This window comes from Flavobacterium supellecticarium (assembly GCF_004801375.1).
Lineage (GTDB): Bacteria > Bacteroidota > Bacteroidia > Flavobacteriales > Flavobacteriaceae > Flavobacterium > Flavobacterium supellecticarium.
On the sequence record NZ_SSNZ01000011.1, the window covers coordinates 23379 to 46466 of the forward strand.

A 23088-nucleotide genomic window follows, 5' to 3' on the forward strand; every position below is an offset into this window, starting at 1 on the left:
TCAAGCTAGTTAAGTCGTACAAAATTTCAGATTTAATTATTTATTGACATCGACCTGCTTGCATTATAAAACCTGGCGTTACAGAATTGTTGCGCTTGTTAAATTTTCAACAAATACTATTTTAAGGAATCATAAAAATACTGTTTTTGATGACTCCTTATAAAGGGTAAAATATGGTGTAAGGGGATTCCTTATTTTATTTTCCGCAGTACAAAAATGTTATTGAAATATACTGTCTTAGATTTGGGAAGAATTGTACCAAAAATACTACCCAATATATTAATGGTAAAAATAAACGGTACCATTAATATTTGTTTTACGAGTTTGTTTTTGGGCAAAATATTATTCAGGTAATTTAATGTGAATTGAAAAAGGACCAATACATGATTCCCGGTTTTATGATTTTCAACGACCTCAAAACCATTCGATGCATACAAATGTTTTAACGCCGGTGTCGTATATCGAGCAAAATCATGCGGCATTTCATGTTCTTCCCACATAAAAGGAGTGGTTATTAAAGCCGTCGCGTTTGGTTTTAAAACCCGATTCATTTCCTTTAATAACTCGTCGATGTTAAAAACATGTTCTAACACTTCCGTACATAGCAAGCTGTCGAAATGATTGTCTTCGAAAGGTATAACATGTCCATCATAAAATCGATCTACGTATTTATGGTTTTCATCCCTTCCTTCTATTTTTAAGTCAACTCCGATATATTTATTTAGATGTCCAAAATAATTCAAATACGGTTTGTTCCCACAACCAAAATCCAATAGCTCTCCGGTTAATAATTTGGATTTTTCCTTTATCATACTTTTTAAAGCGTGTCGAATAAAAAAGTTATGATTTATAAAAAAACCTAATAATCCCGGTTGAAATTTTTCTTTTTGTATGATCTGTTTAATTGTGTCTTTCGTCATAAAATAGTGCTTTCATTTAGATAAAATTATCTAAAGTTAGAATATATCGATTCTAATTTGGAAATGTTGTTTTTAATATTAAAATGATCCGAAAAAGACTGATAGGCATTTGCTGAAAATTCCTTACGCTTTTGTTCATCATTGATCAATTCCAAAATCCGATCTTTAAATTCTTCGATATTATTATTTTTTACTATATATCCATTATATCCGTCCACTATTAAATCTCTGTTACCGTCGCAATCGCTAACGACCGAGGGTTTGGATAATGCCAGACTTTCGATTATGGAATATGGCATTCCTTCATAACGGGATGTCGAGATATACATTTTTGATTGGCTCACTAAATTAAAAACGTCCTCTCTGCTGGTCCAGTCAATTAAGGTTACATACGCTGTCATATCTCTTTCTTTGATCAGGCTTTTTACGGATTCCAACTGATCGGAATGATGTCCTACTCCGATAACCAGTAAATGTATTGGCCTTACTTTTTTTAGTTCGTACAAGATTTCGATCATCAGCTCAATGTTTTTTTGATATGATGGTCGTCCTACACAACAAATATATTCATCCGGCCAGGTTTTTGGTATCGATAAGGGTTGTATTTCGCCTATCGGTTCAATACAATTATTAAAAACGATAACCTTTTCCGGCTTATAGCCTACTTCCTTTATCGCTCTGTTTTTTTCAGAATCCGAAGTAGCCAAAACTGTACTGTTTCCATTTGCCAGATTTTTTTCAATGGTTAGAAAAATGTTTCGCTTTAGATTACTCTGCGCACTTAAATACGAAAACGCATGTGGTGTATACAGGATTTTAACACCCAAAAGCTTCCCTACTATCTTACCAATAACACCTCCCTTGGCACTATGGGCATGGATAATATCCGGCTTTTCTTTTTTTAAAATTTTATAGGTGTTACGTATCGCATTGAAATCTTTAAAAAAAGAAATATTACGAATAATGGTAGTCTTATAATTTTTTATGGTCTTTCCTTCTTTATCCACAAATTCCTTTTGTGTATCGGATTCACCATGAACTACAATGTTTTCTATTTTATTACGGTCTACATTTTCTAAAATCAGTCTTAAATATACATCTACTCCTCCAACAGAATGTAATATGTGTGCAATTTTAACTCTTTCCATCAATCCTGCTTACGTTTATTATATATAGTGAAACAAATATAGAGAAAATATAACAGCCGAATTGCCTGTAAAAAACATTCTCAACTATTAAAAACATCACAAAAGCAGCAAAAACAGCCATTGCAAAAAAATCTTTATAACTATAGAGAAAGGTTTTTATAATAAACGTTACAAAAAGGAGTAGTCCTATAATGCCTCCTATCAGGTAAAAATCGATAAACTGGCAATGGGAGTTAAATTTGCTTTCCAAAAACCAGCTTTTTCTGGAGTAGTCTTCAATCGAGTCATCGTAGCAGGCAACGAGTCGTTCGCTAATTTTCGTGTAGGAATCAAAACCAAATAAAAAAGAGAAATCGTCTTGCTGTACTATTTTTCCCGAACAGCCAAAAATGATTACCCGAGGCTCGGATTGTTTAATGTTTTCGATTGTTTTTTCTAGTGTACTGTTGATAAAAAATCGTTTCGAAATGTTTTTATTCAGCATAAATACAGTCCCCAGAAAAAGTATAAATCCAGCAAGAATGAGCCTTTTTCGTATCGTATTACTTTTTAAGTATCCGAACAGGTAGATTATAAACAAAACCAATACGGTTATCATGGCCATTCTAACAGTTATAAATAGAATAAAGGCAAGTGAAAAAAGAATGCTGAACAAATAGAAATATTTGCCTTTGTTTTTTTTATGGAGTTGTTCAAATGCCAGAATAATTCCGATAACACAGAAAACACCCATATACGGCCTTTCCTGTAATAATACAAAATTGGTGGTCCAACCATCGGCAAACGGGAAAAATTTAAACTTCGAATAAAATTTAAAAATTCGGAATAGACATCCTATAATTGAAGCATTAATCGCGATCAACGACAGTATTTTAAACCGTTGGATATTATTGATCTTAAAAAAAAGTATCGGAAGTAGGATCAGATAAAAGTACTTTTTATAAATGTTAAGATCCAACATAAAAGTACCGTTAATAAGTGCCTGTCCGCTAACATATAAAATTAAAACAGCTAAATAGGGTAACGGAGACTGGAAATACTCTTGGAAGTATTTTTTTTTATAATCCAGTATAAAAACCAATGCCAGCAATCCCAATATTACATTTGGCAATCCTTTGGAAAAAGGAAGGATCAGAATCAACGCAATAAGGAGGTAGTCGTACGATTGGTTTAAATAGTTTTTTATCGTTAGCATATTCGTCTGAAAAAGGTTACGAGAACTCTCCGATAGTATTTTAACAAGCTGAATCCTGCAAATAACGGGTATTCAATTGGTCTAATAATCTTCATTCTAACAGCCATGGAAACGTTTTTTAATTCGCCTTTCTCCATTTCCCACAAACGGGAGTTTAATCCGGAATGGCCATAAACCGGTTTTCCGTTTCCGTAAAGTACAAAGGGTTCGTTTAATAAATAGCTGTTGTACTTATTGGCAACACGGATCATCATATTGGAGTCTTCATTATCCTGATCGGTATAAAAATAGCCGATATCATCGATTACTGCTTTTTTTGTTAATGTGGTCTGAATACATAAAAAGTTTTTTAGTAACATTAATCGCGGAGTGATTTTTGTTAATCGTTCAAATTGTACTCCGAACATCTTTTTATGTACTTCCTGATTCATGTTTGTTCCCAAACAGTCAATATTTGGATTCTCACGAAAAACAGTCATTTGAGTTGCTATTTTCTCTGGCAACCACTCATCGTCACTGTCCAAAAAGGCTATAAATTCTCCCGTCGCTTCGTCAATTCCCCTATTTCTGGCAGAAGAAACACCTCCGTTTTCTTTCGTTACTAATTTAATGTTTCGATCCGAATTAGCAATATAATCTTTCATTATACTATTGGAGTTGTCTTTCGATCCATCATCAATCAAAATCAGTTCAATATTCGTATAGGTTTGGTTGATTACCGATTGTATCGTCTGTATAATTGTTGATTGTGCGTTATAAACAGGGATTACTACGCTAACTAATGGTGTCATTATTTGTGTGTATTTTTATTTAACTTGTTTTGAATCGCATTCAGGTCGGATATTCGGATCAATATTGCTAGGCAAATCCAAAATCCATACATCCGAAACGTATCGGACTGAAACCAGTTCATTATAAATCCGATAAGACTTACCAGTATGATGATTCCTAAAATCTTTATTTCATCTTCGCTATTTTTGATAATCCTTACGCTTTGCTTTCCTATCTGATATAACAAATATATAAAAATCGAAAAACCAATAATACCCGTCTCTGCCAATAAACGAACATAGATATTATATCCCGGCGGAAACATCGGATTGTTTTTGTTTAGATAAATATAGGGAAATTCATAATTGTCTTTTTTGGCCCATATCGGATAATAATTTAACGCATGAAAGGCCTGTTGTCCGTAACCAACGCCCACTATAGGGTTTTCTTTAAAAACCATCATATTCGCATATTGGATACCAAACCGGGATTGATTGGATATATTTTTCTTTAAATTGCTTTTAAAGTCAAGAGATTCCAACTTCTTCCCCATATCATTTATTATTTTATCTCCTTTAAACACCACAATCATGGTTCCAAAGAGAACAAACATAGCTGCTATTCCTGAAATTGCCATTAATTTTTGTCGGTTGTTTAAAATAATCCCAAAGAAAACCACCGCTTGTAATGTAATAACAATAAGTGCTGTTCTGGATCCGGAATAATAGGTGAGTATGATCACCACTAATGTTGGGATGTAACGGACATATCCTTTATGTGTGATGATATAACTAAACATCCATCCGGCAACGGTTATTAAATAAAGGCCTAATGCCGGTGCTTCGAAAGTAACCGATGAGATTCTTCGGTTTACATCATAATCGTATTCTGTAAAAGGAAAGTAATCAAATAAACGCAGTAATGTATAAGCCGGATATACTCCAAAATAGATATATAAAATTTCCAAAAAGCCGTAGATCGATACAACGATGAAAGAATATAAAAAGACTTTCCGTATCATGAGCAAAATTTCTTTTGCCGACATTTTTACAATTACATTCCAGTATAACATAAAAAAAGCAACACCCGACATGATGATCACAAAGTATTGCCGAATAAACCGGTTGATTCCCGTTGTTTTTTTATAGTAACTCTCCTGAATAAACGGAAAATTTACTACTACACTAAAAATACACCATAACAGAAAAACCCAAAGAATAGTTATAATATAATTTTTATAGGGAATCGAAATCTTTCTACTGAGGAGTATATCCAATCCTAAAAAGACCAAACCCAGCAGTAAAAAGTAGGCCCCAGATTCTTTTTTGAATTCTCCCAATTCCTTAATTCCTTCAAAAGAATTAAACGGAATAAAAAAAATACCCAGTAAAAATAATAGCTTATAAATATTTTTTAATGTTATCATCTCTATAGTATGGTTTTCATCTGGTGCATCAATAAATGTCGGTGTATGACACTTCTAAGGAACCAAATCAAACTGATACATATCAGTATCATATCGATCGAATTAATAAAAAGAAATATTATTAAAATCAAAATCACCGTAAGCGATGCTATATAAATATTGGCCTTCCGTAAGGTTTCAATTGAAGTTCTTGCCTCAAAAGCCGAATTTATGGAAGAGGAATACAATCGTAAGATTCCGGTTAACAAAATCAATAATATTGTACTCCAATGTTCCTGTATATTTATATCAATAATTCTCAAACTGTTCAGAATATAAACCCCTAATGCTAATAAAAATCCTAACAGTAAGCCAAATAAAATAGCTTTCCTGTTAAATTCCGAAAAGTACTTTTTATTAAAATTGGCTTTAAATAATATCAGTTGTTTGAATCCAACATAGTTTTGTAGAATGGTATATGGCGCTAAAAAAAAATTCGTCAGATAAAAATATTCTCCAAAGTTTTCAATTCCTAATTTGTTCTCTATTAAAAAACGATCTCCAAATGTAATCAAAGAAAAAGAGGTTATCGCAATACAAAAATGAAATCCCGAGATCAATATCTCTTTTTTAGTGAACGCCTCGTTAAACTCCAGTTTTATCTCTTTACGATAATAATAAACAGCCAGTAAAAAACAAAGTATAATACTATAACACAAGCCATATAATATAAAATCGGAAGCATTAGTTCCCCGAAATAAGAATAACGATACCGCCAAAATTAACAGTGCTATACGCCATAAATTGGATATGAATTGCGCAAATACAAAGTCGGTATTTAGTCGGAAAGCCGAAAAAAAATACATCAACGATGTCATCGATACCGTGCTCAGAAATACTAATAGTATATTCGGTAATATTTCACTGTAAAACCAATAAAAAAGAATGGTGCTTAGTACCGAGGTTGTGAGTACTGTAGTAATTATTGTCTTAATCTGAAAACGCTGGGTGATTATTTTTCCTCTGCTGGGTGCCTGTGAAAAGCGTATGAAAACCTGTTCCAATCCTAAAAGGCCGTAGATAAATCCCAGTGAAAAATAACTTACGAGTATGGAGTACTCCCCATATTCTGTTATCGTTAATTTTTTTTTTAATAAAATATTCGCTCCAAAAAAACAAATAGCTCCAACCATTAATATAATTAAAGACAAATGATTAAGTGTTTTTCGAAGTATAATTTTAATCAAAACAAAAAATATATGGTGTTAAAAATAAATAAGGTTAACTAAAATATAAAGTTAACCTTATTCTATATTTTATTTTTATCTAATTATAAGTTTGCCGCAATCTTGGCGATTTGAGGGTAAAATGCTTTGGTGCTTTCAAAATACGGATCGTAATACCCTTTGTCATCTTTTTGTAAGGTGAATAATTTTGTCGCAGCATCATATTTAATACACTGATTCGGTTTTAAATATTCCAAAAGCTGGTTTTCGTTTACTTCGAACGATTTATCAAGATAGGTAATTTTATATTTTTTAATTGAAATTGGCTCCTGACCTTTGTCTTCATTTCTTCCAACATCCAATCGCAAATCGATCGGAACAATGCCTTCCGGTAATTTAAAAGTCACCGTTTGAACCTCATTTTTCCCTTTAACGCCCATCCAAACTACATGGTCGTCATCAAACCACTCGTTAGATCCGTCTTTGTAATACAGAATCAAATCATCGTCTTTTTTGATAATCATGTCTACAGAAACATCAAATGTGTTCTCCTGAACCACTTCTTTTACCGCTTCAGTTGTAGTATCTGCCTTTTTTTCCTCGTTTTTACAGGAAATCGTTAAAAAGGATAAAAATAAACCTGCTATAATAATTTTTGTTTTCATAATGCTTATTTTTTGGGCAAAAATATAGTATTTTATTATACCTATACTATATTCGATTAAAAATTTAATGATGTCGTAATGTCTTTTCCCAACTGTTAATGGTGATACCAAAAGTAGTCTTTATTTTGTATTTATCCAATACGCTATACTTAGGCCTTTGCGCCGGTGTAGGATATGCTGTTGTAGGAATTGGATTAACCGAAATGCTTATTTGATTCACTTCAAATATCTTTTTAGCGAAATCATACCAACTGCAAACACCTTCGTTACTAAAATTGTAAACGCCATACGGCTTGGTATCGTTTTGGAAATCATAACGGATTATTGCAACGAGCGCTTCGGCCAAATCAACCGCATAAGTTGGTGTTCCAATCTGATCATCAACCACGTTAAGAGTATCCCTTTCGGAAGCCAGTCGTAGCATCGTTTTCATAAAGTTGTTTCCGAATTCCGAATACACCCAGGAAGTCCTTACTATATAGTGTTTTGGCCAGGCCGCTTGAATAACCTGTTCCCCTTCTAATTTTGTTTTTCCGTAAACACCTTTTGGATTTGGAATATCTTCTTCGGTATAAGGCGTGGTCTTTTCGCCATCAAAAACAAAATCCGTTGAAACATGAAGTAAAACGGTATTGGTTTCGGCACAGGCTTCCGCCAAATTTTGTGATCCTTTTACATTGATCTGAAATGCTTTTTCGGATTCGCTTTCGGCTTTATCAACTGCAGTATACGCCGCCGTATTAATACAATAGGCCGGTTTTGTTTTCCGAAAAAAAGCGATGGTTTTTTCCGTATCCGTAATATCCAGATCGGATGACGACGCAAAAATAAAGTCCATTTCCGGATAGTTTTCCGAAATGGATTGTAGCGATTGCCCTAATTGTCCGGATGCACCGGTTACCAGTACTACCATATTTTTCGGGCTTTATCCAAGGTGGGTAGGAATTGGTCTTTTTCGGAAATCAATAATTCCGATGCTTCCAGTTTCCAATCTATTGCCAGACTTGGATCGTTATAGATAATCCCGCCTTCGGATTCTTTATTGTAAAAATTATCGCATTTATAAAAAAACGTCGCTGTTTCGCTCAATACTAAAAAACCATGTGCAAATCCTCTTGGGATAAATAATTGCTTTTGGTTTTCGGCCGATAATAATTCGGCTACATACTGGCCATAGGTTTCCGATTCCGGACGAATGTCTACCGCGATATCCAAAACTTCTCCCTGTAAAACACGTACCAGTTTTGCCTGTGCATGTTCTCCGGTCTGATAATGTAAACCCCGTAGGACGCCTCTGGACGAAAACGATTGGTTGTCCTGTACAAAATGAACGGCTTCGCCGGTTGCTTCACGGAATGTTTTTTCATTAAAACTTTCCATAAAATAACCTCTCGCATCCTGAATCACTTTGGGATCGAGTATATAACAACCGGATAGTCTTGTAGGGGTAATTGTCATTTTTTTATTCTAATATGCTTAGTAAGTGTTTTCCATATCCGCTTTTTAATAACGGTTCTGCCAAAAGCTGTAATTGTTCGGCATCAATAAATCCCATTCGATAGGCCGCTTCTTCGATAGCTCCGATTTTTAATCCCTGACGTTCTTCGATAACCTGTACAAAATGTCCGGCTTGCATTAACGACTGGAATGTTCCGGTGTCGAGCCAGGCGGTTCCGCGGTCTAAAATACTCACCTGAAGCTTTCCTCTTTCCAGGTATTCTTTGTTGACATCGGTTATTTCCAGTTCTCCGCGATTACTTGGTTTGATATTTTCAGCTATCGACACGACATCATTATCATAAAAATAAATCCCCGGTACCGCATAATTTGATTTTGGGTAAATCGGTTTTTCTTCTATTGAAAGTACTTTTCCGTCTTTATCAAAATCAACTACACCATAACGCTCCGGATCCAGTACGTGATACGCATAAATAATTCCACCATTCGGATTGTTATTCGCCTGAAGTAATTCGGCCAATCCTGTTCCATAAAAAATATTGTCCCCTAAAATCAGGGCCACTTTATCGTCTTTAATAAAATCTTTACCAATAATAAAGGCTTCCGCCAGTCCATTCGGGTGTTCCTGTATGGCATATTCAAAATGACAACCCAGTTTACTTCCGTCGCCTAATAATTGACGGAATAACGGTAAATCATGTGGCGTTGAAATGATCAATATTTCACGGATTCCGGCCCACATTAATGTCGAAAGCGGATAATAAATCATCGGCTTATCATAGATTGGCATTAACTGTTTGCTCACGGCCAGCGTAAGCGGGTGTAATCGGGTGCCGGAGCCTCCTGCTAATATTATCCCTTTCATGTTATTAAATGATTATTTAGCTTTTATTATTTTTTGTCGAATTTGTCCAGATACCAGGCAATGGTTTTGCGAATTCCGGTTTCGAAATTTTCATCGGCTTTCCATCCCAGTTCCGTTTCAATCTTAGTGGCATCGATCGCATATCGCAAATCGTGTCCCGGCCGGTCTTTTACAAAAACAATCTGTGTTTTATAACTGCTTTCGGCTTTTGGGTGCATTTCATCCAAAATCTCACAAATTGTATTGGCAATATACAGATTGTTTCGCTCGTTTCGACCTCCGATATTATAGGTTTCGCCTGCTTTTCCATTTTTAAAAACCAATTCGATTCCTTTACAGTGATCCAACACATACAACCAGTCTCTTACATTTTGTCCGTTACCATAAATCGGAATATTTTCTCCGGAAATGGCTTTGCGTATAATCGTTGGAATCAGCTTTTCATTGTGCTGCTTTGGACCATAATTATTGGAACAATTGGTCGTAACCACCTGCATTCCATAGGTATGAAAATAACTTCTTACAATCATATCGGAAGAGGCTTTTGAAGCCGAATATGGACTATTGGGCGCATAAGGCGTTTCTTCTGTAAACAATCCGGTCGTACCTAAGGTTCCATAAACCTCATCGGTGGAAATATGATGGAAACGCGATTGCTTATATCCTTCTTTATATTCATTCGGTCCCTTCATCCAATGCTTACGGGCTACATCCAACAGATTAAATGTTCCCACAACATTCGTACGGATAAACGCTTCCGGTCCGGAAATTGAATTATCCACATGCGATTCGGCTGCAAAATGGATCACATCCGAAAAATCATATTTTTCAAAAAGCGTCTCGATCAATTCACGATCGCAAATATCGCCTTGTACAAAGGTATACCGACTGTTATTGGTCACCTCTTCCAGATTGGCCAAATCGCCGGCATACGTCAGCTTGTCTAAATTAATTACGTTTATATCCGGATTCTCTTCTATAAAATAAGTTACAAAATTAGCGCCTATAAATCCCGCACCTCCGGTTATTAATATGTTTTTCATGCTTATGCTAAGTTTCTTTTAATCATTTGTTTTTTATAGAAAGAACGCAGCATTCCGGCTAATAAAAACAGTCCGACAAAAAGTACTGGTAAAACCAGTTTCATTTTACCATTAACCGATTTGGTATTGCGTACATTGATTATCGAGCTGCTTTCCTTTATAATTTCTTTATAGTTGTGCATCTGAACATTCAGATAACCTAACTCATTTACCAGTTGATCTTTTGTTTTGATCACGTCATTCAACTGCGTGTTTTCATTATAATAAACCAACTTGTCGCTCTTTTGTTGCGAACTCGTATTTAAAGAAAACTGATTTAAAATACCATTGATCTGGTTAATCGTTTCCTGATTTGTTTTAATTTTTAACTCCAGGTTTCCAATTCTTTCTTTTTGAATCGTTCTGTAATAATCACTGTCATTAAAGAATTTCATTAACGGTTCCAACGTCATCGTTCTGTTTGTTAATCCATGTGTGATAAACGATATGGTATGGAATTTGTAATTCTTACTCGTCACATTGTCTTCCAATATCTTTTTGATATCTCCATCTTCGGCCATCAATTTGATCATCTGGAAGTTTTCTTCGCTGTTATCAATAAATCTGTAGATATCAACAATCGGTTCTACTTCTATTCTCGATATTTTATCCGCATCTTTTATTCCTAGTTTTTCTAAAAACGGATAATCGCGCTCTTTGATTTTGGCATTTAATAACTCTACTTTCGAATACAGATAGTCGACACTTTCAAAATTGGGGATTACAATGATCTGATTGTTATATACCCGTTCTGCTTTGTCCAGATAAAATCCTAATCCGGCTCCCAAAACGAACAAAATAGAGATAATGATAATATTGCGTTTAAAAAATAGTATCCCATCAAAAATCCAATCTAAAAAAGATTGAAATAAGTTTCCAATTTTTTTTGAAAGATGTGATAAATCGATTTCCTGATCTTCTGACTGAGTCGAATTAGAGTTATTATTCATAGTAAGTGGATAGGTTTTATTTTATATTAAAAATTTGTTCTAAAATCTTAATTGTAATTAAATAGGTTGGTTTAACTCCGGTTGTTCCTAATCCTCCCGAAGCTAATGTACTTCCTGTTTCCAATGGGTTATCCGAGGCATAATACGCATAACGCACTTTTACATTTGACGGGATACTTTTTCTAATTTTGGAAGCCGACTGGATGGCTTTCTGATAGTAGGCGCCTTCCATTTCCAGTCCAATCACACCCCAAGTCGATTCGTGGAAAAATTTTAGCAGGTCTTTATTTTGTAACGATGTTCCTAATACCGTTATCATTGGTCCTGCAAAAACCGGAATCTCATTTCCTTCGAACATTTCGGCCGAAAGCTCGTTGTCAAACGGATAGTTATCTCCCGTTCCTTCGTTGATATGTGCCGACGGAATCATAATGTCGCCTTTTCCTCCTTCTAAAATACCGGCTTTCCCCATAATCGAAACCGATTCTACGTTCAGGAGTACTTTTTCCTGTCCGTCTTTATACGGTTTTAAGAGTTCGTCGATCGTTTCGTAAGCCTGCTCACCAAAGGCGTAATCCATCACGATAATTACCGGATGTTCGCCTTCGACTTTTGCATTTGGAAATGCCGATTTGTTCCAGTCAATTTTTGCCGTATCGAAAATCTGAACATCAATGTTGGTTCCCGAAGTATCCGGAAGTGAAATCATACCGTGTTTTATCGCGAATTCTTCCGCTTTAGAACGTAAATCATTATTGGACGATTTGCTCAATTCTTCGTAAATCACAAAATCCGACTGGTCTTTGAATTTTCCTTTTAATACGTGTGTCGCAAATAAGGAATTCATCACACTGTGCATATTCGCACTGATCACATGAATCGGACGGTGGATTAATTTATTTTTCAGTAAAACTTTTTTGATGTTATTCGCCCAGATCTCTCCATGGATATGGTGACCCAAACGTTCTCTCAGAATCGGGCTAAAAGTAATAGTTCGTTTGTTATTATCGACCACCTCTTCTATCGCCAGTTTTCCTAACCAGTAAATAATGTGTAGGAAACGTTCCGGTGCCTGTTGGGTTGCAAAACTGTCGTAAATATCCAATACCTCAGCAAAGGTTCTTCCTAAAATATTCGATACATGCGAAATCGCTTTTTCGCGTTCTACCAACGTCAGTTTTTTATTCTGAAGGATAACCTGCTCCAGTTTTTCCCAGTCACGCGTTAAACGACCATCTTCGTCGATTAATACCCGGTCTTTAATTTTATGTGATTCGATAAAAATAAAAGTAAGGTGCGTTAAAATATCATAGATATCCGAACGACCACGGGTAATTTCGATATTCATCTGTTCGTCGTCGATACGGTAACAGTTTCGTCTTCTTTTTGGCGGTACTATCGCCTGAAAATGCGACTTTGAATAGCCTTCATCTGATGTCAGGTTAATATAACGGCATTCTTCAATACCAATGGGTAAACGTTCGATTACATATAATAATCCGTTTAACTCTACTTTTTCTTCCGCAATCGACCCATATATTTCCGGACGCAAAGACAATAAGGCTTCCCGTAATGTTTCTCCCGAAACGCCCATGGGTTTGTAGAATCCTCTGTTAAACAAATGACGCATGGTAATATACAAACGTTCAATTGCTGCCGATGATTCCTGTGCGCGTGAGCGCGAAATGTTTTTAATCTCTTTCATATGCTTTCTATTTAGTAACCCACAAATGTAGGATTTTTATTTTTTAGTTTGTTAAAGTTAACTTTATCGCAAGTTCATTAAACTTGTTGTTATACTTCCCGATACCCGATTGGATTGGTTTGTCAAATCGCGACCATCGTCCCATCGTAAACCGCCAGGAAGTACTTTCTTCAGACGGTATTATTCCGATTCTGGGTTCGTATCGGGTTCCGGAAAAGTTACTAACGGTATAACTCCCCGAAGCCGTATCTTTTACATCGGTTTTAAAATCGTATTTGTTTTCGTCGATAATAAGCCATTCGACGGCTACAAAGATGCCTTTTTTTCCGATTTCCAAATCATAACCGTCCAGTTTTACCACGGTGTTTTGTTTTCCTTTTGCCGCTTCAATTATCAGATTTTTATCAGTTAGGTCTTTTCCCGGACTTCCATCTTCTCCTACTTCATAAAAATGCAGGATAAATGTTGCCGGATCCACTTCCGAGTCGGTCATGATCATCAATTCCTTAAGGTAGGGTGTTTTGGCACTGTTTTTATCAAACGGAAAATAGCGCGCTACAATCCACGGGTTTTTTCCACTGGAAAAGAAATGATTAATCCCTCCTTTTTTATAATCGCCAACGGTTGTCGTTTTATTGCTTTTCTTTCCGGTAATCACCACTTCCTGAAGCTGTAACGGACGTTGCTTTAAAACCACTTTTGCCGCTTCGGTACCTTTTACTTTCTTTGTTTCATAACCCAATGCACTGAATACTAAAACCTTCTCCGGATTTTTTTCGAAAATAGTAAAATCCCCGTTTACATCGGCCGTTGTCCCGTTATTTTCATCTTCAACCCAGATATTAACATAGGAAACCGCTTGTTGGGTTTCGTTAACGACAGTTCCTCGAATTTGTGCAGGACTACTTATCGAAAAGAATAATAAAAAAAATAACGCCTTATACATTATTGTCTGTTCAGTTTATCGGCGATTTTCCGATCGTTCGAAAGGCGCGGTAATTTATTTTGCCCGCCCAGTTTTCCTTCGGACTTCATATATTCCTGAAATGCATTCTTGCTTACTTTTGTCACAACCACGGTTCGTAATACATTTCCGGAAATCAAATCGTCGTAATAAACGTTTTGGGTTCGCATGGCTTTGTCTAATTTTTGTTCGAATAAGACCATGTCTTCCGGTTCCTGTTCAAATTCAATCAGCCATTCGTGATACGGTAAGCCCTCGGTTGGTGTAATTTGCGGCGCTACGGTAAATTCATTAACCCGAACATCAGTATTTTCCATCGCTTCTTGTAAAGCGGCTTCCACTTCTTTTCCGATCACGTGTTCACCAAATGCAGAAATATAATGTTTGATACGTCCCGAAACCTGTACCCGATACGGTTGCAAACTCGTAAACTGAATCGTGTCACCTATATTATAGGACCATAATCCGGCGTTTGTAGAAATAATCAAAACATAATTGATTCCCAGTGCTACTTCGCCTATGGTATAACGTTTCGGGTTTTCCTGGAAAAATTCGTCACTTTTGATAAATTCGTAAAAGATACCCGAATTCAACAACAGTAGCATTCCTTTTTCTTTCTGCGTATCCTGATAGGCAAAAAAGCCTTCGGAAGCCGGAAATAGTTCGATACTGTCGACTTTCCGTCCGATCAGGTTTTCGAATTTCGCCCGATAGGGTTCGTAATTCACGCCACCGTAGATAAACAGGTTAAAGTTTTTAAAGATCTCGCCTACCGGTTTGTTGCCTTTTTCTTTTAGCTTTTCAAAATACATCTGTACCCACGACGGAATTCCGGAGATGACCGTCATGTTTTCGTGATAGGTCTCCTCTACTATCGCATCAACTTTGGTTTCCCAATCTTCAATACAGTTGGTTTCCCAACTTGGCATCCGGTTTTTCTGTAAATATTTCGGAACATAATGCGCCACAATTCCCGAAAGTCGGCCCAGTTTGATTCCGTTTTTCTCGTCCAATACCGGACTTCCCTGCAAAAAAATCATTTTGCCGTCTACAAACGACGCGTTTCCGGTTTCATGGATATAATGTAAAATCGCATTCCGTGCCGCTTCAATATGATACGGCATCGATTCTTTGGTTAACGGAATATATTTGGCTCCGGACGTCGTTCCGGACGTTTTGGCCAGATATAAGGGTTTTCCTTTCCATAATACGTCCGCTTCACCGGTTAACATCTTGTCGATATACGGTCGCAGTTGTTCATAATCGCGAACCGGAACCTGTTTTTGGAAATCGGCTACCGATGTAAATTTTTCAAACTGATGGTCTTTTCCAAATTGGGTATTTTGAGCCGAACGAATCAGTTCCCAAAATATCTTTTGTTGGGTGGCAACCGGATTATCCGCCCATTTTCGCGTATTCTTATAAATTTTTCCGGCTAGTACTTTAGCAATAATCGACTTTATCGACATTTGATTTTATTTAGGATTATCGGCAAACTTTTTTTTCAATGCTTTTTCGGTGCGGTATATCAGGATAAACACAAAAAGCAATACCAGTGCCATACTTGTAACGAATTCACCATTCTTTAGGCTGGGCCATATCAAAGGTATCATTGCCAGTACAATCAATATACCACCACCTTTGATCAATTCTATCGCAGAATATTTTTGTGCAAATTCCCAACGTTCCGGTGATTGCATCGAGCCTGATGTACGATAACCGTATAAACTGTTTATTTTTTTAGGCGTAAAACAATACTGAATTAATCCGGCAAGGATAAAAATTCCACCACATAATAAAGGTAATTGTAACAGATTTGTTGTCCACTCCATAGTTCGTTATTCAAAATCAATAAACTGCGTCGGATCGATCGGATAACCGTCTTTCCAGAGTTCAAAGTGTAATTGTACATCCGGATAGGTTCCGGTAATTCCGGCCAAAGCAATCACTTCTCCCGATTTAACCACGTCTCCTTCCGATTTGGTTAAAGATGCGGCTCGTTTATAAACCGAAAGTATTCCGTCGTTATGTCTGATGATGATAACCTGTCCGTTGGTTGGTGTCCAGTCGGAAAAAATTACGGTGCCGTTTGCAATCGATTTGATTGGTGTGTTCTTCGTCAGCGCGATACTAATATTATAATGTTTGTTTTTTGCATTGTATTTTTCTACAATATGGCCTTTTACCGGTGGTAATAAAACCAGATTTACCCTTGGTTTGGCTTTTTCGAAAACATTGTATTTGTCTTCCAGACGAACCTGCTCCCGTAGTTTTAAATCGGTTTGCGACGGATTCAGATCGGCAACTTCAGTGGTTTTGTCTTCTACTTTTATGGAATCTTTGTTTAACCGGGCATAATCCAAATTACCCGTAAGCACTTTTTTAATCGACTCCACATACAAGTTGTTCTGCCGCATCACCTGTTCCAGCGAATCGGATTTTATAGCCAGTTGTGTGGCCTCCTTTTTAAGTTTGGTCGATGAATAACCCGGAATATATTCCCGCAAGGGTGTAAAGGCAATAATAAACGTGGTTGCGGTAATCAGGAATATCGTAGATACGGTGAGACTCACAAAAACGTTCATCAGATTTAACTTCAGAGAAAATATCTCTTCAAACGTATCTTCGTTCAATATAACCAATCGGTTTTTATTGAATAATTTCTTTTTTAAAAGCTGTCGTTTTAGTCGCTTCGCAGACATTATTTTCTTTTAATTCACAAATATAATAATTTAATACCGGCTTTCTTAATCCTCCACCTATATTGATTTTTATGATTTAGGTTAAAGAAATCCTAAATTTAGCCCCTCATCCTTAAAAAGCTTTAATTATTTATTCGTCTAATTGGATTTATACCTAACTTTGTTCTCTCGATTTACGAATTAATTTTTTGAAATAATAAACACAGTAACAATGGGAAAGCTTGGTGCAACAGAAATAATCCTGATCGTAGTGGTAATTGTACTTTTATTCGGTGGTAAAAAAATTCCTGAACTAATGAAAGGTTTGGGTTCCGGAATTAAAGAATTCAAAAATGCGGCTAAAGACGATCAACCTTCCGCTCCTAAGAAAGACGAAACCAAAGAGTAATTTTTTGTAATACTTTTTTTTAGAGGCTGTAAAAGTAAACGACTTTTTTAAAAATAAAAGAGACTGTTTATTTTTTACAGCCTCTTTTTATTTTGCTTTACAGTATCATACTTAACTGTATACGTTTACGATCTTCGTCGACTTCGGTCACTTTTACCTGTACATGCTGGTGTAGTTTTACCACTTCGTTTACATCGCTCACAAATCCTTCTTTGAGCTGGGAAATATGAACCAATCCGCTTTCCTTGATTCCAATATCCACAAAACAGCCGAAATTGGTAATATTGTTTACAATTCCCGGTAATACCATTCCGGTGCGCAAATCGCGGATCGTTTTAACATTGGCGTCGAACTCGAAAACTTTGGCCGATTTCCGCGGATCCAATCCCGGTTTTTCCAACTCTTTTACAATGTCTTTTAAACTTAATAGTCCAACCGCATCGGTAACATAGTTTTCCAATGGTATCGCACTTATTTTTTCTTTGTTCGCAATCAAATCGTTAACCGATATTTTAAGGTCTTTTGCCATTTTCTCCACAATGCCGTAAGCTTCCGGGTGTACCGCCGAATTATCCAACGGGTTTTTGGCATTTGTGATTCGGATAAAAGCTGCCGCTTGTTGGAAGGCTTTTTCGCCCAGTCGCGGCACTTTTTTTAGTTGGTTCCGACTTTCGAAAGCGCCGTTTTCCGATCGGTACGCCACGATGTTTTCGGCCATCTTTTCGCCTATTCCGGACACATAACGCAACAACGATTTACTCGCCGTATTCAGGTTAATTCCAACGGAGTTTACACAACGGGTTACCACCGTATCCAGTTCGCTTTTAAGCTGCGTCTGATCAACATCATGTTGGTACTGTCCTACTCCGATCGATTTCGGATCAATTTTTACGAGTTCGGCTAACGGATCTGATAATCGTCTTCCAATCGATACAGCGCCACGAACGGTAACATCGTAATTCGGAAATTCGTCACGGGCAATTTTGGACGCTGAATATACCGACGCTCCGGCTTCGCTTACTACAAATACCTGTATGGGTTTGTCGAACGCTATTTTTTTAATAAAAAATTCCGTTTCCCGGGACGCCGTTCCATTTCCGATCGAAATTGCATCGATCTTATACGAATTGACCATCGAGCGGATTTTTTTCATTGCCATTGCCGTTTCATTTTGTGGCGCATGCGGAAAAATGGTTTCGTTATACAACAAATCCCCTTTTTCGTCCAGGCAAACCACCTTACATCCGGTTCGGAATCCCGGGTCGATTGCCAGAATGCGTTTTTCACCCAATGGCGGTGCCAATAGCAACTGGTTTAAATTTCCGGCAAATACCTGAATCGAACTCGCATCGGCTTTTGCTTTTGCTTCCTGTAAGGTTTCGTTCGAAATCGCCGGTTCCAGTAATCTTTTATAACTGTCGCCAATCGCTTTTTTGAGATGCGTGGCGGTCTCTTTCTTGTTTTTAATGATGTTTTCTTCGATAAACTCCAGCGCTTCCTCCTGTTCGATATCGACTTTTAATTTGATATAGCCTTCTTTTTCAGCACGTAACATCGCCAGTAAACGATGTGACGGTGCTTTGGTTATCGGTTCCGACCATTCGAAGTATTGTTCGAATTTTTTGGCTCCTTCTTCGTCTTTTTTCGCTTTTATCACTTTGGTTTCGATCACCGCTTTTCGCTGGAACATTCTTCGCAGGTTTTTACGGATATACATGTTTTCATTAATCCATTCGGCTATAATATCGCGCGCACCCTGAAGTGCTTCGTCTTCGTTTGCTACTTTGTCATTCAGGTATTTTGAGGCAATGTAATCGAGATCATCGGCATTTTGCGCCATGATGATTTTAGCCAGTGGTTCCAATCCGTTTTCACGGGCTACATCGGCTTTGGTTTTTCTTTTTTTCTTATACGGCAGGTAAAAATCTTCCAATTCGTTCAGATTAAAACTGCTACTTATCTTTTGTTCCAGTTCCGGTGTTAAGGCTTCCTGTTCCGCAATGGACTTTAAAATGGCCTCTTTTCGTTTACTAATGGCTTCGAAAACCACATTTAGTTTCGCAATCTGTTCGATAACAACCTCATCCAGATTTCCGGTTTTGTCTTTTCGGTAACGGGCAATAAAGGGTATCGTACAATCTTCTGCCAAAAGCTGTAAGGTACTTTCTATGTTCTTTGGAGCCGTCGAAACATGCTTTAGTATATACTCAATATTCGTCATCCTATAAATAAATTGCTTGTTAAAATGTCGCAAACCCTGTTTTTAAAAAACGGATTGTGCAGGCTAAAATACTATCTTTGGCAGAAATTTTATAACAATGCAGCCATTATTCTGTTATGTACTCAGCATGAATGTTTTTGCTTTCGTTGTTTTTGGCATCGACAAATGGCTGGCGGTTACCCAACGAAAACGGATATCCGAAAAAACATTGCTTGCGATTAGTTTTATTGGCGGAAGTATCGGTGCTATAGGCGCAATGTTGCTTTTTGGTCATAAAACCGCCAAATCGTCTTTTCTATGGAAATTTTCGGTAGTATTGGTTTTGCAAATCGGAATACTGATGCTGCTCAGACATTATTTTGATCTTTGATATTATCATTTGATCATAATAAAAACCGCCCGGAATATTTCCGCTGAAATCTATATATTTGTCCAATCCCTTACTAAATTCAAGATATTTTGATACCGAATCTTACAAAAAATAAGTTTTCCCGGTTTTCTTTTCTGCTACAACCCAAATATATTTTTGGTATACTCGTGGCAGTGGCGGCTTTAATTGCTATTAAACAGTATAACCACGGTAGTTATAATAATTATTCGATTTTTAAATATACGTTCTGGCATTTAATCGAATCCAAATCGCTTTATGCACATTATCCTGAGGAATACTGGGATCGAAATCACTATGGGCCTGTTTTTGCCTTATTTATCGCTCCTTTTGCGCTGTTACCGGATTATTTGGGAATGCTGTTATGGAATGTATGTAGTGTACTTGTCTTTGCTTTCGGAATTAAAAGTTTGCCACTTTCGAACAAAGTAAAGGCCATTATCGCACTAATCTGCGCCAATGAGTTGATTACGGCTTTGCTGAGTTTTCAGTTTAATATTTTCCTGACGGGCGCTATTCTGATTGCCTTTTCCTATACACTGAAAAATAAAAATTTTATTTCCTCCTTCCCTATTGTAAGTTGTACAATGATCAAATTATATGGAATTGTTGGTCTGGCATTTTTCTTTTTTACACAGAAAAAAATACAGTTTATTCTTGGGCTTATTTTTTGGGCGGTGGTACTTTTTGTGGTACCAATGCTTTTGTCATCGCCTAAGTTTATTATCGATACCTACGTAGAATGGTTCAATACACTGGTTTATAAAAATTCGTCGAATATCAGTCTGGATTCCTACCAGGATATTTCCTTTATGGGAATGGTTCGACGGTCTTTGGGTGATTCTACCATTCCGAATACGCCGTTTTTACTGGGCGGTGTAGTACTTTTTGGCGCGACTTATCTCAGAATAAAACAATTTCAATTCCTGGAGTTTCGTTTGCTATTACTGGCATCGACGTTGATTTTTACTGTGATTTTTAGCAGTGGTTCCGAATCGCCAACCTATATCATCGCGTTTACCGGTGTGGCCATCTGGTTTATGAGCAAAGCGCAACATTCCAAATGGGAAATCGCGTTATTGATTTTTGCTATTTTACTAACCTCGCTATCACCAACCGATTTGTTTCCTAAAGTGGCCCGTGTTTTTATCCGTAATCATGCGTTAAAAGCCTTACCTTGTGTTATCATTTGGTTTACAATAATTTATGAAATGCTCACAAAAGATTTCAAACCTAAATCCGTTACCGTATGCGAAAATTAGTCTCTATTGTAATTCCTGCTTATAACGAAGCGGATAACATCCGGAATATCTTTACAAATATTCATTCCGTTTTTAGTACGCTACCGTATAACTGGGAGGTTATTTTTGTGGACGATGGGAGTAAGGATGAAACACTGGTTACCGTAAAAGAACTCGCAAACAAGTATAACAATGCCTATTTTCTGGAGTTTTCCAAGAATTTCGGACATCAACTGGCCGTAAAAGCCGGTTTGGATAATGCCTATGGTGATTGTGTGATTTCGTTGGACTGCGATGCGCAACATCCACCGGAAATCATTCCGGAAATGCTTCAAAAATGGGAGGAAGGTTTTGATATCGTATATACCATCCGTGAAGAAGACAAACGGCTTTCGAAAGCCAAAAGAAGCAGTTCGAATCTTTTTTATAAACTGGTTAATTCCCTTTCGGACATTGAACTCGAAGCCGGTACAGCCGATTTCAGACTGATGGATCGTAAAGTGGTAAATGTGTTCCGAAACTTTCATGAAACCGAACCCTTTTTAAGAGGACTTACCAAATGGCTTGGTTTTAAACAATATGGTATCCGTTATGAACCGGCCGAACGTTTTGCCGGTACCAGTAAGTATTCCTTTAAAAAAATGGTTCGCCTGGCCTTACATGGGGTGACTTCTTTTAGTATAAAACCTTTGTACACTGCGGTTTATGTAGGATTGATCATGTCGTTATTATCGTTGTTATATATCCCGTATGTGGTGTATGCTTTTTATAATCATATCGAAGTTTCCGGTTGGGCTTCCATTATTATTACCATTGTTTTCTTTGGTGGATTACAGCTTATTATGCTGGGAATCATTGGTATATATGTAGGTAAGATGTTTATGCAAACCAAAAACCGACCAAATTATATTATCCGTTCTACCAATTTAAAAGATCAGTCATGATTTTATTAAGTTTTGATATTGAAGAATTCGACATGCCGTTCGAATACGGAAAAGACATCTCATTCGACGATCAGATTCAAATGTCTATTACCGGTTCACATGCAATATTGGATATTCTCCAAAAACATCAGGTAAAAGCGACGTTCTTTAGTACGGCCACTTTTGCTATTAATGCGCCTGAAATTATCGAACGTATCAAAAGAGAAGGGCATGAGCTGGCTTCCCATACCTATTACCATTCCAATTTTGAAGTACCGCATTTAAAGGAATCCAAAGAAAAACTGGAAGAACTGTCCGGTATGACCGTAACCGGTTTCCGTATGCCGCGCATGATGCCGGTAGATGAAAAAGAGGTGGCCAAAGCCGGTTATGTGTATAACAGTTCGATTAATCCGACCTATCTTCCCGGAAGGTATAACAACCTGCATATTTCCCGGACTTATTATACGAAAGACAACGTTTTACAGATACCGGCTTCGGTGAGTCCATTGGTACGGTTTCCGCTTTTCTGGTTGTCGTTTCACAATCTTCCATTGGGTTTGTATAGCCGCATTGCCAAATGGACCTATAAAAAAGATAAGTACCTTAACATTTATTTCCACCCATGGGAATTTACCGATCTGGACGATTTCGAACGTTTTGGATTCCCGGGTTATGTCCGTAAAAATACCGGCGTAAAAATGGAAAACCGATTGGATCAGTTTATTTCGAATATGAAAAAAAGCAATTTGCCATTCGGGACTTTTCAGGAGTTTATTAAAGATATTGTCTAAAATGTGCTATACCTAGTACACCTGACAGGTTTCGTAAACCTGTCAGGTGTACTGTAACAAATAAAAAAAGCTTCCAA

23 protein-coding genes are annotated in these 23088 nt (G+C 36.9%); 5 read left to right on the forward strand and 18 right to left on the reverse strand.

The features are described 5' to 3' along the window. Nucleotides 1–191: 191 nt before the first annotated feature. The 17 genes from E6C50_RS16320 to E6C50_RS16400 form a co-directional block, all read right to left on the reverse strand. The gene (locus E6C50_RS16320) at nt 192–812 is read right to left on the reverse strand and encodes a class I SAM-dependent methyltransferase (RefSeq protein WP_230979025.1); all 621 of its coding nucleotides are present in this window, start codon (nt 810–812) and stop codon (nt 192–194) included. Nucleotides 813–946: 134 nt separating this feature from the next. Further along, the gene (locus E6C50_RS16325) at nt 947–2068 is read right to left on the reverse strand and encodes a glycosyltransferase (protein WP_136404316.1); all 1122 of its coding nucleotides are present in this window, start codon (nt 2066–2068) and stop codon (nt 947–949) included. Then, a complete protein-coding gene (locus E6C50_RS16330) occupies nt 2055–3263 on the reverse strand; it encodes an O-antigen ligase family protein (protein ID WP_136404317.1) in 1209 nt (402 codons plus the stop codon). The genes E6C50_RS16325 and E6C50_RS16330 overlap by 14 nt, the downstream gene beginning before the upstream one ends. Further along, entirely contained in the window at nt 3257–4054 is a 798-nt protein-coding gene (locus tag E6C50_RS16335) for a glycosyltransferase family A protein (protein ID WP_136404318.1), read from the reverse strand. Before E6C50_RS16335 ends, E6C50_RS16330 begins: the two co-directional genes overlap by 7 nt. Beyond that, nucleotides 4054–5460 (reverse strand): O-antigen ligase family protein, encoded by a 1407-nt coding sequence (locus E6C50_RS16340; protein ID WP_136404319.1) that lies wholly within the window; start codon nt 5458–5460, stop codon nt 4054–4056. The genes E6C50_RS16335 and E6C50_RS16340 overlap by 1 nt, the downstream gene beginning before the upstream one ends. A gap of 2 nt (nt 5461–5462) precedes the next feature. Beyond that, nucleotides 5463–6650, reverse strand: coding sequence for an MATE family efflux transporter (locus E6C50_RS16345; protein WP_136404320.1), 1188 nt, complete (start codon nt 6648–6650; stop codon nt 5463–5465). A 119-nt stretch (nt 6651–6769) separates the two neighbouring features. Further along, on the reverse strand, nt 6770–7330 hold the full coding sequence (locus tag E6C50_RS16350; protein ID WP_136404321.1) for a hypothetical protein: 561 nt from the start codon (nt 7328–7330) through the stop codon (nt 6770–6772). Nucleotides 7331–7394: 64 nt separating this feature from the next. Then, nucleotides 7395–8243, reverse strand: a complete 849-nt coding sequence (gene rfbD, locus E6C50_RS16355) for a dTDP-4-dehydrorhamnose reductase (protein ID WP_136404322.1) — start codon at nt 8241–8243, stop codon at nt 7395–7397. Further along, nucleotides 8237–8788, reverse strand: a complete 552-nt coding sequence (gene rfbC, locus E6C50_RS16360) for a dTDP-4-dehydrorhamnose 3,5-epimerase (RefSeq protein ID WP_136404323.1) — start codon at nt 8786–8788, stop codon at nt 8237–8239. The genes rfbD and rfbC overlap by 7 nt, the downstream gene beginning before the upstream one ends. A gap of 4 nt (nt 8789–8792) precedes the next feature. Continuing rightward, nucleotides 8793–9653 (reverse strand): glucose-1-phosphate thymidylyltransferase RfbA, encoded by an 861-nt coding sequence (rfbA, locus tag E6C50_RS16365; protein WP_136404324.1) that lies wholly within the window; start codon nt 9651–9653, stop codon nt 8793–8795. A 26-nt stretch (nt 9654–9679) separates the two neighbouring features. Then, nucleotides 9680–10696: a dTDP-glucose 4,6-dehydratase gene (gene rfbB, locus E6C50_RS16370; protein ID WP_136404325.1), complete on the reverse strand. Its 1017-nt coding sequence runs from the start codon at nt 10694–10696 to the stop codon at nt 9680–9682. Between the two features lie 2 nt (nt 10697–10698). After that, nucleotides 10699–11685 carry a hypothetical protein gene (locus tag E6C50_RS16375; RefSeq protein ID WP_136404326.1) on the reverse strand — a complete coding sequence of 329 codons (987 nt, stop codon included), beginning with the start codon at nt 11683–11685 and terminating at the stop codon, nt 10699–10701. 16 nt (nt 11686–11701) lie between these two features. Continuing rightward, entirely contained in the window at nt 11702–13390 is a 1689-nt protein-coding gene (locus E6C50_RS16380; RefSeq protein WP_136404327.1) for a DUF6909 family protein, read from the reverse strand. Nucleotides 13391–13433: 43 nt separating this feature from the next. After that, a complete protein-coding gene (locus E6C50_RS16385) occupies nt 13434–14336 on the reverse strand; it encodes a carboxypeptidase-like regulatory domain-containing protein (RefSeq protein WP_136404328.1) in 903 nt (300 codons plus the stop codon). Continuing rightward, the gene (locus tag E6C50_RS16390) at nt 14336–15823 is read right to left on the reverse strand and encodes a GH3 family domain-containing protein (protein WP_136404329.1); all 1488 of its coding nucleotides are present in this window, start codon (nt 15821–15823) and stop codon (nt 14336–14338) included. The genes E6C50_RS16385 and E6C50_RS16390 overlap by 1 nt, the downstream gene beginning before the upstream one ends. 6 nt (nt 15824–15829) lie before the next feature. Beyond that, nucleotides 15830–16186 (reverse strand): SdpI family protein, encoded by a 357-nt coding sequence (locus E6C50_RS16395; protein ID WP_136404330.1) that lies wholly within the window; start codon nt 16184–16186, stop codon nt 15830–15832. Between the two features lie 6 nt (nt 16187–16192). Then, a complete protein-coding gene (locus E6C50_RS16400) occupies nt 16193–17056 on the reverse strand; it encodes a murein hydrolase activator EnvC family protein (RefSeq protein ID WP_136404331.1) in 864 nt (287 codons plus the stop codon). A 211-nt stretch (nt 17057–17267) separates the two neighbouring features. On the opposite strand from E6C50_RS16400, the gene tatA reads away from it, so the two are divergent. After that, nucleotides 17268–17444: a twin-arginine translocase TatA/TatE family subunit gene (gene tatA, locus E6C50_RS16405; protein WP_136404332.1), complete on the forward strand. Its 177-nt coding sequence runs from the start codon at nt 17268–17270 to the stop codon at nt 17442–17444. Nucleotides 17445–17541: 97 nt separating this feature from the next. Here tatA and E6C50_RS16410 read toward each other — a convergent pair whose 3' ends face one another. Continuing rightward, a complete protein-coding gene (locus E6C50_RS16410; protein ID WP_136404333.1) occupies nt 17542–19665 on the reverse strand; it encodes a Tex family protein in 2124 nt (707 codons plus the stop codon). A gap of 97 nt (nt 19666–19762) precedes the next feature. On the opposite strand from E6C50_RS16410, the gene E6C50_RS16415 reads away from it, so the two are divergent. The 4 genes from E6C50_RS16415 to E6C50_RS16430 all read left to right on the forward strand — a co-directional run bounded on the left by E6C50_RS16415 (nt 19763) and on the right by E6C50_RS16430 (nt 23011). Beyond that, nucleotides 19763–20035: a DUF1294 domain-containing protein gene (locus E6C50_RS16415; protein ID WP_136404334.1), complete on the forward strand. Its 273-nt coding sequence runs from the start codon at nt 19763–19765 to the stop codon at nt 20033–20035. 89 nt (nt 20036–20124) lie between these two features. After that, nucleotides 20125–21315, forward strand: a complete 1191-nt coding sequence (locus E6C50_RS16420; RefSeq protein WP_230979026.1) for a glycosyltransferase family 87 protein — start codon at nt 20125–20127, stop codon at nt 21313–21315. Then, nucleotides 21303–22238: a glycosyltransferase family 2 protein gene (locus E6C50_RS16425; RefSeq protein WP_136404335.1), complete on the forward strand. Its 936-nt coding sequence runs from the start codon at nt 21303–21305 to the stop codon at nt 22236–22238. The genes E6C50_RS16420 and E6C50_RS16425 overlap by 13 nt, the downstream gene beginning before the upstream one ends. Then, a complete protein-coding gene (locus tag E6C50_RS16430) occupies nt 22235–23011 on the forward strand; it encodes a polysaccharide deacetylase family protein (protein WP_136404336.1) in 777 nt (258 codons plus the stop codon). Before E6C50_RS16425 ends, E6C50_RS16430 begins: the two co-directional genes overlap by 4 nt. The last annotated feature ends 77 nt before the right edge of the window (nt 23012–23088 follow it).

What these genes read in the sequence shown, in the direction of transcription:
- E6C50_RS16400 (WP_136404331.1), bottom strand. Translation starts at nt 17,056, where the DNA reads ATGTCTGCGAAGCGACTAAAACGACAGCTTTTAAAAAAGAAATTATTC.
- E6C50_RS16350 (WP_136404321.1), bottom strand. Translation starts at nt 7,330, where the DNA reads ATGAAAACAAAAATTATTATAGCAGGTTTATTTTTATCCTTTTTAACG.
- E6C50_RS16410 (WP_136404333.1), bottom strand. Translation starts at nt 19,665, where the DNA reads ATGACGAATATTGAGTATATACTAAAGCATGTTTCGACGGCTCCAAAG.
- E6C50_RS16390 (WP_136404329.1), bottom strand. Translation starts at nt 15,823, where the DNA reads ATGTCGATAAAGTCGATTATTGCTAAAGTACTAGCCGGAAAAATTTAT.
- E6C50_RS16340 (WP_136404319.1), bottom strand. Translation starts at nt 5,460, where the DNA reads ATGATAACATTAAAAAATATTTATAAGCTATTATTTTTACTGGGTATT.
- E6C50_RS16325 (WP_136404316.1), bottom strand. Translation starts at nt 2,068, where the DNA reads ATGGAAAGAGTTAAAATTGCACACATATTACATTCTGTTGGAGGAGTA.
- rfbC (WP_136404323.1), bottom strand. Translation starts at nt 8,788, where the DNA reads ATGACAATTACCCCTACAAGACTATCCGGTTGTTATATACTCGATCCC.
- E6C50_RS16425 (WP_136404335.1), top strand. Translation starts at nt 21,303, where the DNA reads ATGCGAAAATTAGTCTCTATTGTAATTCCTGCTTATAACGAAGCGGAT.
- E6C50_RS16395 (WP_136404330.1), bottom strand. Translation starts at nt 16,186, where the DNA reads ATGGAGTGGACAACAAATCTGTTACAATTACCTTTATTATGTGGTGGA.
- rfbD (WP_136404322.1), bottom strand. Translation starts at nt 8,243, where the DNA reads ATGGTAGTACTGGTAACCGGTGCATCCGGACAATTAGGGCAATCGCTA.
- E6C50_RS16385 (WP_136404328.1), bottom strand. Translation starts at nt 14,336, where the DNA reads ATGTATAAGGCGTTATTTTTTTTATTATTCTTTTCGATAAGTAGTCCT.
- E6C50_RS16415 (WP_136404334.1), top strand. Translation starts at nt 19,763, where the DNA reads ATGCAGCCATTATTCTGTTATGTACTCAGCATGAATGTTTTTGCTTTC.
- E6C50_RS16335 (WP_136404318.1), bottom strand. Translation starts at nt 4,054, where the DNA reads ATGACACCATTAGTTAGCGTAGTAATCCCTGTTTATAACGCACAATCA.
- E6C50_RS16380 (WP_136404327.1), bottom strand. Translation starts at nt 13,390, where the DNA reads ATGAAAGAGATTAAAAACATTTCGCGCTCACGCGCACAGGAATCATCG.
- E6C50_RS16375 (WP_136404326.1), bottom strand. Translation starts at nt 11,685, where the DNA reads ATGAATAATAACTCTAATTCGACTCAGTCAGAAGATCAGGAAATCGAT.
- E6C50_RS16430 (WP_136404336.1), top strand. Translation starts at nt 22,235, where the DNA reads ATGATTTTATTAAGTTTTGATATTGAAGAATTCGACATGCCGTTCGAA.
- E6C50_RS16330 (WP_136404317.1), bottom strand. Translation starts at nt 3,263, where the DNA reads ATGCTAACGATAAAAAACTATTTAAACCAATCGTACGACTACCTCCTT.
- rfbB (WP_136404325.1), bottom strand. Translation starts at nt 10,696, where the DNA reads ATGAAAAACATATTAATAACCGGAGGTGCGGGATTTATAGGCGCTAAT.
- rfbA (WP_136404324.1), bottom strand. Translation starts at nt 9,653, where the DNA reads ATGAAAGGGATAATATTAGCAGGAGGCTCCGGCACCCGATTACACCCG.
- tatA (WP_136404332.1), top strand. Translation starts at nt 17,268, where the DNA reads ATGGGAAAGCTTGGTGCAACAGAAATAATCCTGATCGTAGTGGTAATT.
- E6C50_RS16320 (WP_230979025.1), bottom strand. Translation starts at nt 812, where the DNA reads ATGATAAAGGAAAAATCCAAATTATTAACCGGAGAGCTATTGGATTTT.